At 62.5% G+C, this 16,725-nt stretch carries 14 protein-coding genes; 11 read left to right on the top strand and 3 right to left on the bottom strand.

Translation table 11 applies throughout. From position 1 onward, the window contains the following. Positions 1–309 precede the first annotated feature (309 nt). Entirely contained in the window at positions 310–2,523 is a 2,214-nt protein-coding gene (locus RSO68_RS13850; RefSeq protein ID WP_315586997.1) for an OsmC domain/YcaO domain-containing protein, read from the top strand. 84 nt (positions 2,524–2,607) lie between these two features. Here RSO68_RS13850 and RSO68_RS13855 read toward each other — a convergent pair whose 3' ends face one another. Next, positions 2,608–3,507: a LysR family transcriptional regulator gene (locus RSO68_RS13855; protein WP_089850804.1), complete on the bottom strand. Its 900-nt coding sequence runs from the start codon at positions 3,505–3,507 to the stop codon at positions 2,608–2,610. Between the two features lie 100 nt (positions 3,508–3,607). On the opposite strand from RSO68_RS13855, the gene RSO68_RS13860 reads away from it, so the two are divergent. From RSO68_RS13860 to RSO68_RS13875, 4 genes are all read left to right on the top strand, one after another. Further along, positions 3,608–5,188, top strand: a complete 1,581-nt coding sequence (locus tag RSO68_RS13860) for an NADH-quinone oxidoreductase subunit L (RefSeq protein WP_315586998.1) — start codon at positions 3,608–3,610, stop codon at positions 5,186–5,188. Then, entirely contained in the window at positions 5,185–7,671 is a 2,487-nt protein-coding gene (locus RSO68_RS13865; protein ID WP_315586999.1) for a YbcC family protein, read from the top strand. The genes RSO68_RS13860 and RSO68_RS13865 overlap by 4 nt, the downstream gene beginning before the upstream one ends. A gap of 151 nt (positions 7,672–7,822) precedes the next feature. Next, on the top strand, positions 7,823–8,341 hold the full coding sequence (locus tag RSO68_RS13870; protein WP_315587001.1) for a GNAT family N-acetyltransferase: 519 nt from the start codon (positions 7,823–7,825) through the stop codon (positions 8,339–8,341). A gap of 81 nt (positions 8,342–8,422) precedes the next feature. Continuing rightward, the gene (locus RSO68_RS13875) at positions 8,423–9,331 is read left to right on the top strand and encodes a bestrophin family protein (RefSeq protein WP_315587002.1); all 909 of its coding nucleotides are present in this window, start codon (positions 8,423–8,425) and stop codon (positions 9,329–9,331) included. 129 nt (positions 9,332–9,460) lie between these two features. On the opposite strand, the gene RSO68_RS13880 is transcribed toward RSO68_RS13875, so the two are convergent. Continuing rightward, positions 9,461–9,922, bottom strand: a complete 462-nt coding sequence (locus RSO68_RS13880) for a hypothetical protein (protein WP_315587003.1) — start codon at positions 9,920–9,922, stop codon at positions 9,461–9,463. An 84-nt stretch (positions 9,923–10,006) separates the two neighbouring features. Between RSO68_RS13880 and RSO68_RS13885 the strand changes: the two genes are divergently transcribed. Together RSO68_RS13885 and RSO68_RS13890 are read left to right on the top strand one after the other, a co-directional pair. Further along, entirely contained in the window at positions 10,007–10,204 is a 198-nt protein-coding gene (locus tag RSO68_RS13885; RefSeq protein WP_315587015.1) for a bestrophin family ion channel, read from the top strand. A gap of 144 nt (positions 10,205–10,348) precedes the next feature. Further along, positions 10,349–12,262, top strand: a complete 1,914-nt coding sequence (locus RSO68_RS13890) for an ABC transporter ATP-binding protein (RefSeq protein WP_315587004.1) — start codon at positions 10,349–10,351, stop codon at positions 12,260–12,262. A gap of 281 nt (positions 12,263–12,543) precedes the next feature. On the opposite strand, the gene RSO68_RS13895 is transcribed toward RSO68_RS13890, so the two are convergent. Then, a complete protein-coding gene (locus RSO68_RS13895; protein WP_089850818.1) occupies positions 12,544–13,509 on the bottom strand; it encodes an integron integrase in 966 nt (321 codons plus the stop codon). Between the two features lie 264 nt (positions 13,510–13,773). Between RSO68_RS13895 and RSO68_RS13900 the strand changes: the two genes are divergently transcribed. From RSO68_RS13900 to RSO68_RS13915, 4 genes are all read left to right on the top strand, one after another. Continuing rightward, positions 13,774–14,994, top strand: coding sequence for a HEPN-associated N-terminal domain-containing protein (locus RSO68_RS13900; protein ID WP_315587005.1), 1,221 nt, complete (start codon positions 13,774–13,776; stop codon positions 14,992–14,994). Between the two features lie 88 nt (positions 14,995–15,082). Continuing rightward, positions 15,083–15,550 carry a hypothetical protein gene (locus RSO68_RS13905; RefSeq protein WP_315587006.1) on the top strand — a complete coding sequence of 156 codons (468 nt, stop codon included), beginning with the start codon at positions 15,083–15,085 and terminating at the stop codon, positions 15,548–15,550. Positions 15,551–15,646: 96 nt separating this feature from the next. Beyond that, the gene (locus RSO68_RS13910; RefSeq protein WP_315587007.1) at positions 15,647–16,264 is read left to right on the top strand and encodes a hypothetical protein; all 618 of its coding nucleotides are present in this window, start codon (positions 15,647–15,649) and stop codon (positions 16,262–16,264) included. Between the two features lie 107 nt (positions 16,265–16,371). After that, positions 16,372–16,662 (top strand): hypothetical protein, encoded by a 291-nt coding sequence (locus tag RSO68_RS13915; RefSeq protein ID WP_315587008.1) that lies wholly within the window; start codon positions 16,372–16,374, stop codon positions 16,660–16,662. Positions 16,663–16,725: the final 63 nt, after the last annotated feature.

Genomic DNA, 16,725 nt, shown 5'->3' on the forward strand with positions numbered 1-16,725 from the left:
CGGCCCCAACGACCCGCCGCCATCGGCGACAATTAGGAGGCGCTCACGAAGCACGCTCGCTGAGCAGCGTCAGCGTGCGCGTCTACGCGGCCGCTCCCCCCCGAGGAAGCCACGACCTTCTTCCTCTCGGGGCTGATTCGCCCCCGCGACTGCGTGCTCGAGGCGCCGTGTCCTCGACGAGGGGGAGTGAAGCCGGATGGGCCTAGCGCGACACAGGGATTTTCGGCCGGGGTCGAGACGAGAGGCGGTTAAAGCTGGATAATGGCGGGTTGCGCTTACGCCCCCAGAATCTAACCCCGGTGTTCGTCCATGGAAATCAAGGTCAACTATCTCGACAACCTCCGCCTGGAGGCCAAGTTCGACGACTTCACGGTCATCTCCGACCAGCCCATCCGCTACAAGGGCGACGGCTCGGCACCGGGGCCCTTCGACTACTTCCTGGCCTCCTCGGCGATGTGCGCGGCCTACTTCGTCAAGGTCTACTGCAACGCTCGGGACATCCCCACCGAGAACATCCGGCTGTCGCAGAACAACATCGTCGACCCGGAGAATCGCTACCAGCAGATCTTCAAGATCCAGGTGGAGCTGCCCGAGGACATCTCCGACAAGGATCGCCAGGGCATCCTGCGCTCCATCGACCGCTGCACGGTCAAGAAGGTGGTGCAGACCGGCCCCGAGTTCCAGATCGAGGTGGTGGAGAACATCGACGAGGACGCCCAGGCGCTGCTGATGGGCAAGGCCACCGGCGAGGCGAATGGCGAGGGCACCTGGATCGAGGGCAAGGACCTGCCGCTGGAGCAGACCATCGCCAATCTCTCGGGCCTGCTCGCCGATCTCGGCATGAAGATCGAGATCGCCTCCTGGCGCAACATCGTGCCCCACGTCTGGTCGCTGCACATCCGCGACGCCGCCTCGCCGATGTGCTTCACCAACGGCAAGGGCGCCACCAAGGAGAGCGCGCTGTGCTCGGCGCTGGGCGAGTTCATCGAGCGGTTGAGCTGCAACTTCTTCTACAACGACCAGTTCTTCGGCGAGCAGATCGCCGGCAGCGACTTCGTGCACTACCCCAACGAGCGGTGGTTCAAGCCGGGGCCGAATGACGAGCTGCCGGAGGAGATCCTCGACGATCACTGCCGAGCGATCTTCGATCCGGACGGCGAGCTCTGCGGCTCGAACCTGATCGACACCAATTCCGGCCGGGCCGATCGCGGCATCGTCTCGCTGCCCTTCGTGCGCCAGTCCGACGGCGAGACGATCTACTTCCCCTCGAACCTGATCGAGAATCTCTACCTCAGCAACGGCATGAGCGCCGGCAACACCCTGGCCGAGGCCCAGGTGCAGTGCCTCTCCGAGATCTTCGAGCGCGCGGTGAAAAAGCAGATCATCGAGGAGGAGATCACCCTGCCGGACGTGCCGATGGCAGTGCTTAAGCGCTACCCCGACATCCTCGAGGGCGTCGAGGCGCTGGAGGCCCAGGGCTTTCCGGTGCTGGTCAAGGATGCCTCGCTGGGCGGCCAGTTCCCGGTGATGTGCGTGGCGCTGATGAACCCCAAGACCGGCGGCGTGTTCGCCTCCTTCGGGGCGCATCCGAGCTTTCACGTGGCACTGGAGCGAAGCCTCACCGAGCTCTTGCAGGGGCGCAGCTTCGAGGGCCTCAACGACTTCATGCCGCCGACCTTCAACTCCCTGGCGGTGGCCGAGCCCAACAACTACGTCGAGCACTTCATCGACTCCTCCGGCGTGGTCTCCTGGCGCTTCTTCAGCTCGAATGCCGACGTCGAGTTCGTCGAGTGGGACTTCTCCGGCAGCAACGCCGAGGAGGCCGCGGGGCTGTTCGGCATCCTCGAGGAGCTCGAGCTGGAGGCCTACATGGCCGTGCACGAGGACCTGGGCGCGCCGGTCTGCCGCATCCTGGTGCCGGGCTACTCGGAGGTCTACCCGGTGGAGGACCTGGTCTGGGACAACACCAACAAGGCGCTGCTGTTCCGCGAGGACATCCTCAACCTCCACGCCCTCGACGACGCGCGGCTGGCCGCGCTGCTGGAGCGCCTGGAGGAGAGCCAGATCGATGACCAGGAAGACATCATCACCCTGATCGGCATCGAGTTCGACGAGAACACCGTGTGGGGCCAGCTGACCATCCTCGAGCTCAAGCTGCTGATCAACCTGGCGCTCGGCCAGCACGAGGAGGCGCTGGAGCGGGTCGAGATGTTCCAGCAGTTCAACGACAACACCGTCGAGCGCGGGCTCTTCTACCAGGCCATGCACGCGGTGCTGGAGATCACCCTCGACGATGAGCTCGAGCTCGACGACTACCGCTACAACTTCACGCGCATGTTCGGCGAGGCAACCATGGCCGCCGTGGTCGGCTCGGTGGAGGGCAGCGTGCGCTTCCACGGCCTGGAGCCGGTCGGCATGCAGCTCGAGGGCCTGGAGAAGCACCAGCGCCTGATCGAGAGCTACCAGAAGCTGCACGCCGCGCGGGCGGCCCGAGCCGCCACGCCGCGCGCCGTCAACGCCTGAGTTCGTCGCGGGTCATGACAACGCCCCCGTGCCGGTGACCCGGCGCGGGGGCGTTTGCGTTGGCGCCGCGCCAGGGGAGACCCTCTAGGCCAGATCCTTCAGTGGGCGGGCCAGCAGCTCGGAGACCACCGCCGGCATGAACTCCCGGGGCAGGGTGATGGCGTAGAAGTTCTCGAAGACGTTGGGCAGCCGCTCGAAGGAGGTAAGCCGCCCCTGGCGCAGCTCATCCTTGACCACCACTTCCGGCAGCACGCTCAGCGCGCCGCTGTCGCGGGCGAGAAGGCGCAGCATGGCCATGTCGTCGGCCTCGGCGAGTATATCCGGCCGATACTGGTGCAGGCTGCAGTGGCCGTCGAAGCCGCGGCGAATCTCATGATGCCCGCCCGGCAGTACCCAGCGCAGGTCCTCGTAGCCCTCGGGAAAGGGCGTGCCGGGGTTGGAGTCGGGCGGCCCGATGATGGAGAGCGGCTGGCGGGCCAGCAGCTGGCTCTGCCAGGCCGCCTGGGTCGCGCCGGAGGGCTGCAGCTGCGTATTGGTGAGCACCACATCGAGCTGGTGTCGGGCCAGGCCGTCGAGCAGGTCGTCCATGCTCTGGGTGTGCAGGCTGAAGTGCACCTTGTGCCCGCTGCCGTTGAGCAGGGGCGCGATGAAGCCCTCGATGAAGTTTCGCGACATGGTCGCGAGCATGCCGATGCGCACGCGCTGATACTCGGGCTCGATGCCGCGGCCGATCAGCGACTCCAGCTCCTCGCCCTTGGTGAAGATCACCTCGGCGTAGTTGAACACCTGCCGGCCCGCCTCGGTCAGCACCAGGGTGCGATTGCGCCGCTCGAACAGCGGCTTGCCCATCCGCTCCTCCAGCTTGCGGATCTGCGCCGAGAGGGCGCTCTGTGACAGGTGCAGCGACTCGGCGACCCGGGTGAGGTTGCCCTCGCTGGCCACACGCCAGAAGTAGTAGAGGTGGTGATAGTTAAGGCGGCTCATTTCGTTCTCTTTTGTAGAACAGTACGTCAATTTATATCTATTTTTATTAAAAAACGAGGCGGCCGATACTGCTCGCTCCACGGACTATCGGAGTTATCCCATGCATGGGAACGAGCTGTTGCTGACCATCCTGCTCACCCTGGTGCCCGTCGTGCTGGCGCTGGGGGCCGTGGCGAGCGCCCGTCAGCCCGGTGAACGCGCCTGGCGCACGGCCCAGGCCACCACCACCGGCGGCCTGCTGCTCTCGGCGCTGCTGCTGGCGCTTTCGGCGGCACAGTGGCTGCCGGCGGTGAGCGGCGCCTGGCAGACCGCCCCGCTGCAGCTGATCATGCTGCTGCTCGCCAACTTCATCGCCTTCGTGGTGGTGCGCTACAGCGCCACCTACCTGCAGGGCGAGCCACGCCAGCCCCGCTTCGTCGCGCTCGTCCAGGCCACGTTCGCGGCGGTCAGCGCGGCGGTGCTGAGCGATCACCTGCTGGTGTTCCTGCTCGCCTGGCTCGCCATTGGCCTGGCCATGCACCAGCTGCTGATGTTCTACCCGGACCGTCCCCGCGCGGCCCTGGCGGCGCATAAGAAGTTTCTCTTCGCCCGGGGTGCCGAGCTGTGTGCCCTGGCGGCCTTCCTGCTGCTGTACCTGCATCACGACAGCGCCCGGATCAGCGTCATCACCGGCGCCTATGCGACGCCGGGCGTGGTGCTCTCCGCCACTGAACAGGCGGCGGCCTGCTTGCTCGCCCTGGCGGCGCTGATCAAGTGCGCCCAGCTGCCGCTGCACGGCTGGCTGATCCAGGTGGTCGAGGCACCCACGCCGGTCTCGGCGGCGCTGCACGGCGGGGTGATCAACCTCGGCGGCTACCTGCTGCTGCTGTTCTACCCGCTGCTGCTGCACTCCACGCCCGCCCAGGCGCTGATCCTGGTGGTGGCCGGCATCAGCAGCGTGCTGGCGGCGCTGGTCATGACGACGCGCATCAGCATCAAGGTGCGCCTGGCCTGGTCGACCAGCGCCCAGATGGGGCTGATGCTGGTCGAGATCGCCCTGGGGCTCGTCGAGCTGGCGCTGCTGCACCTGCTGGCGCACTCCTGCTACAAGGCCTACGCCTTTTTGAGCTCGGGCGAGGCGGTGCAGGAGGACCTGCAGCGGCGCCAGGCGCCGGGGCGGCGCCCGACGCTCTCGCAGTGGCTCTCGGCGGGGCTTGTCAGCGTGGCGATGGTGGCGGGCCTGGGCCTCATCGTTGTCGCCACCAGCGACTCGACGGCCTTCGACGTGCTCAGCCCCTGGGTGCTGCTGACCCTGGCGCTGACCGTGCTGCTGGCCGAGCGTCGCAGCCTTGTGGCGGCCGATGCCGGAGGTCGCTTCCTGGGCCTGGCCGCGCTGATCGTGCTCGCCTACTTCACCCTCAAATCGCTGTTCACCGCGCTGGTGCCGGCGCTCCCGCACACTGCGCCGCTGTGGGCGGATCTCTGGGCCGGCCTGCTGTTCGTGCTGCTGTTCGCCGGCTACTGCCTGCAGCGCTACGGCCTGCACCTGGGCTGGGTGCAGACGCTGAACCTCTACTGCTACGCCGGGTTTTACCTGGACGAGTGGGTCACCCGGAACACCCTGAAACTCTGGCCGCATCCGTTGCCGGATCGCATCCGGGCCAAGCAACTGCTCACCACTTCTCGCGAGGGTTCACTATGACGATTCACGAAAACACCCGGGTGGCCTGGGCGCCCCAGGTGGTGACGATGGACGAGCACCCGCCGCTGACGATGGCGCACGAGCAGGCGCTGGATCAGGCCTGCGCCAGCGTGGCCCCGACCTGGCCGCTGGATCGGCAGATCGCGGTGAGCCCCTTCTGGGCGATGCGCGATGAGCCCATGGCCCGCGTCTCGGCCCGGCTGTCGGCGCTGGCCAACATCCGCTGCCTGATGCCGCCGAGCCACTACCTGGGCGCCTGGCAGCGCGGCGAGATCACCGATGCGCACCTGACCCGGGCGGCGGCGCGGCTCGACTATCGGGGGAACTACAAGAACCTGCTCCAGGTGCTCGACGATCTCGCCCGGCTGCCCCACTGGCACAACATCAGCGACCTGGTGGATGCGCGCCGCGACCGTCAGCACAAGATGGCCTGGCGCGACGAGATCACCCAGCAGATCAGCCAGTTCTGTGCCGCCACCTTCCAGGAGGACGGGCCGCTCAACGCCGCACGGCTGACCGCGCCCATTGACAAGCGCCTGTATCAGCACTGGCGGGACATGACCCTCAAGGATCGCGGCATCGCCATCCTGATGGGCGAGCGGCGGCTGCGGCGCTACTTCGAGACCCTGCCGGCCACCGAGGAGGGCCTCTTCCAGGCCGCCATCGCCGAGCTGGATGTCGATGCCGGCCGGCTCGGCGGCTGCGCCCAGGCGCTGCTGCTCGACCTCAATGGCTGGGCGGCCTGGGTCGCCTATCGAGAGTGGCAGCAGGCGCTGGCCAAGCCCGAGGCCTCATCGACCCCCTCCGAGATGCGCAGTCTGCTGGCGATCCGCCTGGCCTGGGAGCTGGTGCTGTGGCGCTATATTCGCCACGAGCAGCCCGACCAGGCCGAGCGGCTGACGACCCAGTGGCACCGCGAGCTCGTGGAGCTGCCGGAGCAGGTCGAGCGCCATCGCCGCGCGCAGCAGCCGCTGTGGGTGTGGCAGCTCGCCGGCGAACTGGCCTATCAGCAGCCGCTGCAGCGGGCGCTGAGCGAGTCGATCCGCACGCCGGCGCCGACCGCCACACCTCCGGCGCTCCAGGCGGTGTTCTGCATCGACGTGCGCTCCGAGCCGCTGCGTCGGGCCCTGGAGCGGCAGAGCCCGGCGATCCAGACTCTGGGCTTCGCCGGCTTCTTCGGCCTGCCGCTGGAGCATCATCCGGCCGGTTCGGCGCAGGCCCAGCCTCATCTGCCGGGCCTGCTGGCCCCGCAGGTGACGCTCAAGAGCGGCCCTGCCGAGGGCGAGCAATGCGGCGCCGCGCGGCGCAACTGGCAGGCGCGCCTACAGGAGTGGAGCCGGGCGGCCAGCGCCACCTTCAGCGCCGTGGAGGCCGGAGGGCTGATGTACGCCGGTAAGCTGCTGCGTCGCTCCCTGGCCCCCACGGCCACGCGCGCGCCGCTCGCCATGGATGCGCTCAGCTGGCACTGGCGGGGCAGCGGCGAGACGCTGAGCCTGGCGGACAAGGCGACGCTTGCCCGCACCGTGCTGGGCGCCATGGGGCTCACCGAGCATCTGGCGCCCCGGGTACTGCTGGTGGGCCACACCAGCCACAGCAGCAACAACCCGCACGCGGCGGGGCTCGAGTGCGGCGCCTGCGGTGGCCAGTCGGGCGAGGTCTCGGTGCGCGCCCTGGCGCGACTGCTCAACGACCCCGCGCTGCGCGAGGCGCTGGCCGAGGCCGGCCTCGTCATCCCGGAAGCGACCCGCTTCGTGCCGGCGCTGCACCACACCATCACCGACCGTATCGAACTGCCGGAGGGCGTGGAGGATGCCTTCGCGCTGAGCGAGGAGGTGCGTTCGTGGCTCGAGCAGGCCGGCGCCCAGGCCCGGCGCGAGCGCGCCCCGCGGCTCGGTCTGGCGGGCGACGGCGCGGCGCTCGAGAAGACTCTCGATCGCCGCGGCGCCGACTGGTCACAGACCCGCCCCGAGTGGGGCCTTGCCAACAACGCCAGCTTCATCGCCGCCCCGCGCAGCGTCACCGCCCCCATCGATCTTGCCGGGCGCAGCTTCCTGCACGACTACGACTGGCGCACGGATGCCGACTTCGCGCGGCTGGAGCTGATCATGACCGCGCCCATGGTCGTCGCCCACTGGATCAACATGCAGTACAACAGCTCCGTTGCGGACAACCGCAAGCTTGGCAGCGGCAACAAGGTGCTGCACAACGTGGTCGGCGGGCATATCGGCGTGTTCGAGGGCAACGGCGGCGACCTGCGCATCGGCCTGCCGATGCAGTCGCTGCACGACGGTGAGCGCTGGCGCCACGAGCCCCTGCGCCTGAGCGTCTACCTGGCGGCGCCAACAGAGGCGATCGAGGCCATCGTCGCCCGCCACGAGATCCTGCAGTCGCTGGTGGGAAACGACTGGCTGCACCTCTTCGCGCTGGATGACGAGACCGGCGAGATCCTCGCGCGCCGGGAGGGAAGCTGGGTCGCGCCCTAGCGCTCAGCGCAACACGAACGCAAAATGAGTAGCCCCCGAGTCGATCCTACGGCTCGGGGGCTTTTGTTGGCGTCGTCGGCGCGAAGCGCCTCCGCCCATCGACGAGCACGCCATTATCTCCCCATCAAGCGTTTCATCCGGGATTCCTATCGTGAAAGTCACCGACACCGAGCGACTGACCATCCGGCATTTCGAGGGCGAGGATGCCGACTTTATCGTCCGGCTATTGAACGACCCATCGTTCATTCGCCATATCGCCGACAAGCAGGTGCGCACCCGCGAGGATGCCGTCAGCTACCTCGAAAACGGCCCGATGGCGAGCTACCGAACCCATGGCTACGGCCTGAACCTGGTGCAGCTCAAAGGCGAGGGCACGCCGATTGGCATGTGCGGCCTGGTGAAACGACACGAGCTGGAGGGCCCCGATCTCGGCTATGCGTTTCTGCCCGAATTCTGCGGCCAGGGCTATGCCTTCGAGGCCGCGGAAGCCGTGCTCGAGCAGGGCATGGCAGAGCACGCGCTCGATTCGGTGCTGGCGGTAACGCTGCCGGACAATACGCGCTCCAACCGTCTGTTGAACACGTTGGGCTTCAGCGCGAAGTGGTCCGTGAATCTCTACGGGGCATGGAACAACCTCTACGAATATCGCCGTAGCAACGATATCCCCTGAACCAGGGCGCGGGCGCCTCGCTTTCCTCCGTTGGGGCGCTGTGACACCATCGCCGCTTTCGCCGTTCGGAGTCGTTGTCTCGTGATCGTTCGTGATCGCCCCGGTGCGCTCAGGCTGATGCTGGCCTGGAAGGGCTCGGTGCTGCCCCATATCTTCCCGCATATCCTGCTGGCCGGTCTTTTCGCCACGGCCGTCACCTGGGTCTCTCGCCATCACTATCTGGATGGCATCGTCGAATACACGCTGCTGCCGTTCACCCTCATGGGGATCGCGCTGTCGATCCTCTTGAGCGTGCGCAACACTGCGACCTACAACCGCTGGTGGGAGGCGCGACAGCAGTGGGGGGGCATGGTCTTCGAGATGCGCAGCCTGGCGCGGACCGGCGGCATCTACCTGAGCCCCGAGCGGCGCCGTGAGCTGATGATGCGCGCCCTGGCCCATGCCCACCTGCTGCGCGGTCAGCTCCGCGAGGAGAACGTACGCGTGGACCTGCCGGCCTCGCTCGCTGCGGCCCTGGTCGATCAGGCGCTCGCCACCCGCAACCCGGCGGCGTTCATGCTCCAGCAGGCCGGCGACGTGGTGGCCGAGGCGCGCCGGGCAGGGGAGATCGACTCGGTGGGCGCGGCGGCCCTCGACCGGCACCTGCACGGCATGGCCGGCATCCAGGCCGCCTCCGAGCGCATCGCCCAGACGCCGCTGCCGTTCGCCTACACGCTGCTCGCGCATCGCACCGCCTACGTCTACTGCTACCTGCTGCCGTTCGGGCTGGTGCCGGGCGCCGGCTGGTTCACCCCGGTGTTCACCGCCATCGTCGCCTACACCTTCTTCGGGCTCGATCGCCTCTCGGAGCAGCTGGAATTTCCCTTCGGCCGCCACACCAACGACCTGCCGCTGGACGCCATCTGCCGGGTCCACGAGATCAGCGTGGCCGAGGCGCTCGGCGACCCGGCGCCCGAACCGCTGCAGCCGGTGGCATTCGAGCTGCAGTAGACGGGGCGAGCGGCGGCGGTTTTGTCGAAACGCAGGGATCGTGGTTCATGAGCTACTGCCCGGCCCTCACGGGCGGTGCCTCAGCCACGCGAGCCGAAACGAAAAAGCGCCCCGCAGGACGCTCGTCATTTAGATCTGCAGAGAAGTCCTGCATGGATACTCCGGGGTGAAAGCCTCGGGCAGTACGTTGAACGATCCCTGACTGGGCAGCGCTACCTGCTGGCCATCGGATGTGACGGCCACAATGCTGTGCGACTTGCGCAGATGCTCCCAAGCGTAGAAGAAGTTGTTCTCGCCCACGCGGGAGTTCGTTTCGTAGGGGGTCTGGATCTCATTGCCATCCAGCACCAGCGAAAAATCCCCGTCACCATAGCTGCCGTAGTCGCGGCCGCCTGCGGTAAGCGTCATCTTGACCGGCTCGTACGGGTTGCAGGCAATGTACAGCCTGTCGCCACGCTGGTTGACCGCGGCGTACTCGGTTGTGCCTTGTCCCCAGCCACTCGACCACTGTCCTTTCTCACCGAACGCGATAGCGCTGGTGGACAGCAAGGCAGCGGTGCCGAAGACGAGAGCTCTGGTAAGTCCTTTCATGTATCGTTCCCTGATAAGCCAAGTGGATGTAGTAAGCGTCATCGGCACGGCAGCTCGCTCCTTGAGCCTTAAGGGCTAACAAAAATCAGGGTCTCTCCCCAATTACTCGATTCCTTCTTCGGGCTCGATCGCCTCTCGGAGCAGCTGGAATTTCCCTTCGGCCGCCACACCAACGACCTGCCGCTTGACGCCATCTGCCGCGTGCACGAGATCAGCGTGGCCGAGGCGCTGGGCGACCCGGCGCCCGAGCCGCTGCAGCCGGTGGAGTTCCAGCTGCAGTAGGCGGCGCCGGCCGGAAATGCCCCATCGCCCGGCAGTTCCGCGAAGGGGCGTCTTGCATCCCCAGGTGCCGGCCGGGCCCTCGCTTGGCTATCCTCCACGAGGCTCGAGAACGTCGAGCTCACTCCCTGCAACCGGACTGCTGCCATGTATCGCGCCCTCTTTCGCTATTTCGAGACGCTGGTGAATCCCTACCCGGAGGACAATCGCGGCACGCCACCCAGGGGGTTGTTCGCCTTCATCCTGCACTTCTCGCGGCCGGTGCTGCCGCTGCTGGTCGTGATGTCGATGCTGACGGCGCTGGTCTCGGCGGCGGAGGTGTTCTTCTTCCACACCATGGGCGAACTGGTGGACTGGCTCTCCGGCGCCGAGCGTGAGGGCTTCTTCGCCGAGCATGGCTGGCGCCTGGCGGGGATGGCGGCGCTGGTGGTGATCGGCCTGCCGCTGCTGACCCTGCTGCAGTCGCTGGTGACCCAGCAAGGCATCTTCGGCAACTACCCGATGATCGGTCGCTGGCTGGCGCATCGCCATATGCTCGGCCAGAGCCTGGCCTTCTATCAGGACGAGTTCGCTGGGCGGGTCTCCCAGAAGGTGATGCAGACGGCCCTGGCGATCCGCGAGACGGTGATGAAGCTGATGGACCTGATGGTCTATGTGCTCGTCTACTTCACCGGCGCCATGCTGCTGATGGGCCGCGCCGAGCCCTGGCTGATGCTGCCGCTGGTGGTGTGGCTCGCCGGCTATATCGCCATCATGTGGGTCTTCGTGCCGCGCCTGCGGGCGGTCTCCATGGCGCAGGCCGATGCCCGGGCGGTGATGACCGGGCGTATCGTCGACAGCTACAGCAATATCCAGACCATCAAGCTGTTCGCCGATACCCGTCGCGAACAGGAATACGCTCGGGATGCCATGGAGGGGTTCATGGGGACCGTCTATCGGCAGATGCGCCTGGCCACCGGCCTGACCGTCAGCCTGACGCTGCTCAACTCCTTGCTGCTGGCCGGCGTGGCCGCCATGGCCATCGGCGCCTGGTACCTGGAAGCGGTGTCGCTGGGGATCATCGCCGTGGCGATCGCCCTGGTGATGCGCATCCGCTTCATGTCCGACTGGATTCTCTGGGAGGTGGCGAGCCTGTTCGAGAACATCGGCACCGTGCAGGATGGCCTCAATACCATCGCCCAGGAGCCGGCGGTCCAGGATGCGCCCGATGCCAGGACGCTGACGGTACCGCGCGGCGAGATACGCTTCGAGGCGCTGCGCTTCGGCTATGAGCGCCCCGACGGCCAGGGCCGGCGGGTCTTCGATGGCCTCGACCTGACCATCGCCCCCGGCGAGAAGGTGGGGCTGATCGGTCGTTCCGGGGCCGGCAAGTCGACCCTGGCCAACCTGCTGCTGCGCTTCTTCGACCTGGAGGGCGGGCGCATCCTGATCGACGGCCAGGAGATCACCGGGGTGACCCAGGAGTCGCTGCGTCGGCATATCGGCATGGTCACGCAGGACACCTCGCTGCTGCACCGCTCGGTGCGCGACAACATCCGCTACGGCAGCCCCGAGGCCAGCGAAGCGCAGATCCAGGAGGCGGTGCGTCGCGCCCATGCCGATACCTTCATCGATGACCTGGTGGACCTGCAGGGCCGCCGCGGCCTGGATGCCCAGGTGGGGGAGCGCGGCGTCAAGCTCTCCGGCGGCCAGCGTCAGCGCATCGCCATCGCCCGAGTGCTGCTCAAGAACGCCCCCATCCTGGTGCTGGATGAAGCCACCTCGGCGCTGGACTCCGAGGTGGAGGCGGCGATTCAGGAGCAGCTCTATACGCTGATGGAGGGCAAGACGGTGATCGCCATCGCCCACCGGCTTTCGACCATCGCCATGCTCGACCGCCTGGTGGTGATCGATGAGGGACAGATCGTCGAGAGCGGCACCCACGGGGAACTGCTGGCCAGGGACGGCCTCTATGCCGCCCTGTGGCGGCGCCAGTCCGGCGGCTTTATCGGCGAGGATATCGATGACGAGGCCGAGCCGGAGCGGGCCGAGCCGGCCTCCGGGCACGACGGGCACGACTGAGGGGGCGACGCCAGGGCAGGGCGGCTTGGCGGCCCTGGCGTAAGCCTCGGTGCTGTTCCGGCTAGGGGCGTTTTTATGCGCGGGCGAGTGACGTCTGCGACCAATCGACGTGTGGTTTCTATCAGTAATCTCGCATACGCTGGCGGGTTAAGGTCGCTTAGATAGCCGGGCGGCCTATCGACATCGCCGGAACGCAGGGACTACCGCAGGGATGGCAGGAGGCCATCACGGCTTGCCGGGTAGTGGCGGTAGCGTGGCTGGGGGCACTGCATCAAACATCATTACCCCAGAGGACTGCGCACGCCGGCAAAGGCGTTGCCCAGCACGTGCGTATAGATCTGCGTGGTTTCGACACTCTTGTGCCCCAACAGCTCCTGCACCGTGCGGATATCTGTGCCCTGGCTCAGCAACTGGGTAGCAAAACTGTGGCGTAGCGTGTGGCAGGAGCCCGGCTTCGGCAACGAGGCGGCTCTCATGGCATTTCTGACGGCTCGTTGTACCGCCGAGGGGTGAATATGATGAAGCACGATCTTGCCGTCGTTATCGAAGCAGGGGCGACTGGCCGGAAATAGCCATTGCCAGGCCAGTGAGACTCCTGCGTTGGGATACTTGCGATCGAGCGCATGAGGCAAGGTCACCGGCACGTTGCCATGTTGCTGGCGATGGACAAGCTGCTTCTCGGCTGTGGCAATTTGATGCTGTAGGGCAGGGATACAGCTGGCAGGAAGCAGCGTCGTTCTGTCCTTGTCACCCTTGCCAGCCCGTACCGTGATGATCTGGCCTTGGATTTCAATGTCCCGAACGCGCAGGCGGCAGGTTTCTATGAGTCGCAGACCTGAGCCGTACATCAAGGTCCCCATCAGGTGCATGTGGCCAGCCAGCTTGCCAAGCACGCGCATCACTTCCTCGTGAGATAAGACCACGGGAAGGCGCCGCGGCCGCCTGGCGCGAGAAAATTCACCGATTTCCCCCAGCGGCTGCTCGAGGATATGGCGATAGAGGAACACAAGGGCATTCAGCGCCTGGTTCTGCGTGGCCGCCGCCACATAGCGGTCTACCGCGAGATGCTCCAGGAACGCCTTCACTTCAGGAGCGCCCATGCTGGCAGGATGACGCACGCCATGGAAACGAATGAAGTAGCGTATCCAGTAGCAGTAGGTCTTCTCGGTACGCGGGCTGTAGCGCTTGACCCGCATGGTGGCCTTCACTCGATCCATCAGCTTGGGTGGTCTGTTGTGCGCGTCCATACGTTGCGGCCTAAAATATGGATGTACATACAGTATTATTGGGTCTGGCAAAACGCGCAAGCGCGCGAATCCTGCATAGGTAGCCGAGCTATTCTTAGGGGGTTTGCTATCAATGGGTTATACGGAAAATGGCGCGATCGATAATATTGTGAAAGTGTCAGCTCGTTCAAGTCGATATACGAGCACGCGGTATAATCACTGTTATGAAATGATCAGACTAGTCGAATTTTTGAGTTAGTAGGCGGGCCAGAACGCGAGAAATTTATGGGACGAGCCAAACACGAATGGATAGAGGCGCAGGAGCGTGGTTGGACGGCGCCAGAGACCTTTGTTTGCGCAGAGTGCGTGGCAGACGATTTTCTTGCAGGCATTGTTGAGAAAAGTGCAATTGAGAATGAGTGCTCTTATTGCCAGGAAATCTCTGACAGCCCGATAGCAGCTCCAGTGGAAGAGATAATGGATTATGTCGCTAGTGCGTTCTTTCAGCACTATGCTGAGCCAGCTGGCGCAGGATTACCTAGAGACTCTGGTGAATGGGTTGGTGAAGAGTTAATAACACACACTGAAGATGCAATGCTTTCATTTGGATGGGAGTGCAACGACGAATTATTTGAAGATATATGTAATTCGTTCTACAACGATGCTTGGTTTCCTTGTGCGAATGGGCACTGGCTAGGGACTCAGGAGCACCAACGTCGAAAATACGCATGGACAGCATTCGCCGAAAAAACTAAGCACAAAACTCGCTATTTCTTTACTAACTCTAGGAGTCTCGATGAAGTAGACGAAGATGGTTATCCGCCAGAGAGTATATTGACACTGATAGGTCATGATATTGAGAAGTTTAATCTTTTAAAAGAGATTGAACCGGGGTGCGAAATGTTTCGTGTTCGTGAAACGGTTTCCGATAATTGCTATACAAAATTCGATGAATTGGGGCCTCCTCCCCCCTATCTTGCGTCAGCTGGCCGTATGAATCCACCAGGAATAAGTTACGGATACTTTGCTTTTCAACAACGTACTGCTGTATTAGAGGTCATTGGCTCTCCTCCAACCTCCTTGAACTTAGCGTCGTTCAAAGTTATAAGGCCGTTACTGGCTGTAGACTTAACTGTCATCCCTTACACTCCATCAATATTTGATACTGAAAACAAACTGGAAAGAGATGCGTTAATTTTCATGAGGGAGTTTGTAAAGTCCATATCAAGCCCAGTTGCTAAGGACGGCAGGCAGCACATTGATTATGTACCATCCCAAATCGTGTCCGAGTATATAGGTCAGGTTCTCGAGGTTTTGGGGGATAGGAAGATAGATGCTCTAATCTACGGAAGTACGCTCCATCCCGGGGGAGTCAATGTGGTCATCTTCCCTCCAAAGAGCGTGTTAGATACCTGGCAATCGATTCTTGAATTATCTTACGTCAAAAAGATCGATTTCCCTGACTGGAAAGCTTTCGATCAGTTCACGCATAATGATTTTTCATAACAAGCGGCAGCAGTCGGAGCCATTTTTCGCTCCTGCGTCGCTACAAATGGCCCGCTGTGCCGGGCGTTAAATTACAGAAGGAAAACCAGTGCTTGATTTAGGGTTTTGGGGGCTGTTTGGAATATTTGGGACTTTCGCTTCAATATTAAGTCTCTTTATATCTGATAATTCGAAGTGGGCAAAGTGGATACATGCAGCGTACTCAGCTTTCATTGTTGCCCTAGTTTTAGGGTTTAGCACTTACCATGAAAGTGTTCAAGAGCAACTGAGTGAGCTTAGTGAAATAAAGAGAATAGAAAGGCAAGCTGATTCTCTTGCAAACCCCAGAGATCTGACCACACATGGCAACATGGTAGGTTATTCACTCGCAGTCTTAGCATTTTTAGAAAAGCATCAGGATAGGTATCCAGAAACTTATGCTCGTGCAAAAGAATTCTGCAAAAACTCTGAATGCACTAGCAAGCCAGACGACATAAGCCACTTTTCTGATTTGCAAGATGTGTCAAGTTCTATGCGTGAACTGATACGAGGTATATCTACTTTAGATGGTCAGTGATTTAACAAATGCAGGCACGGCGACGCCCACTACATTGCGCCTTCGGCTCCATTCCGTGGGCGCGCATGCTGCAGGCGTTAGCTTTAGGAGGTGGTCGTGGCTGTAGACGTCACAGAAGCAGCGACATTAGCTGCTTGGTTGGACCCTAAAATCGTTGTGCCAGCTATAGGCGTTGTCCTCGCTTCGGTGATTGTCCCAATCTTGCTGCACATCCTTAAGGCAAAAAGAGAGCGAGAAGACAAAATCTTGGAAATTCGGACAAAAGTGTATTCTGAGTATTTCCGAAAATTCGAAGAGGCAGCAAAGTGCGTTGGCGTCGATTATGAACAGTTCTCACAAGTAACTTTGCGGAACGCGTTTAAAGAGTTGCTGGAGGCTGGGGATTCACCTGATGCCATTATCAAGTTCCAAGATGAGGTTGGGCGATTTCCGCAACAGATTCAGGAATCCCATAGGAAGGCAACCGAAGAAATTACAACGCTCAAAATTCTCGGCTCAGAAAGGCTTTTCCACCTGACATCTGAGTTTGAGCAGCTCAACCAAGAGATTCTTGAAATGTCCTCCAAGTGGCTAGGCGAGATGCAGGTGGCATTGGAGGCGCCCGATTTCGAAGCACCGATTGCCAAAGAAATGAAAGTGCTCGGCGAAAGAGCGAAAAGTCTCAAAGATGAAATAATCAACCAGATGAGAGCTGAGCTTAAGATTGGTGATTAAGCTAACAAGCGGCGGCAGGCGGATCAAGTTTTCGCTCCTTCGTCGCTACAACTTGTCCGCTGCGCCGGGCGTTATATTTCCGATTTAACCAAATTTGTAGAGTAGATATGGAAATAGCTGATTGCATAATTAACAAAGCAAGTGATATTGACCTTGCAGTTTCTGCACATCAGGAGTTCTCGGATGCAGCAGACTATATATGGAAGGCACCAAGGTTGCTGGACCAAGAACGGAAAGATGAGTTGGGTAAGCTGAAAATTTATTTTCCTGATAACCAGGAACTAGCAGCAAGGAGATGGCATCATGAGTCAAGGAAGCTAGACGGCACCTTTCCTTACTTGATGAATAATGGAAATCTTTTTTCTGTAGCTTCTTTATATGAAGGGCGGTCTCAATGACCAAGTGCAACACGTGACCCATCAGGTACGGTGTTGCTATGACTCACTGCTATCGCCACCTCT

It is taken from the genome of Halomonas saccharevitans (assembly GCF_032333995.1).
Taxonomy (GTDB): Bacteria; Pseudomonadota; Gammaproteobacteria; order Pseudomonadales; family Halomonadaceae; genus Halomonas; species Halomonas saccharevitans.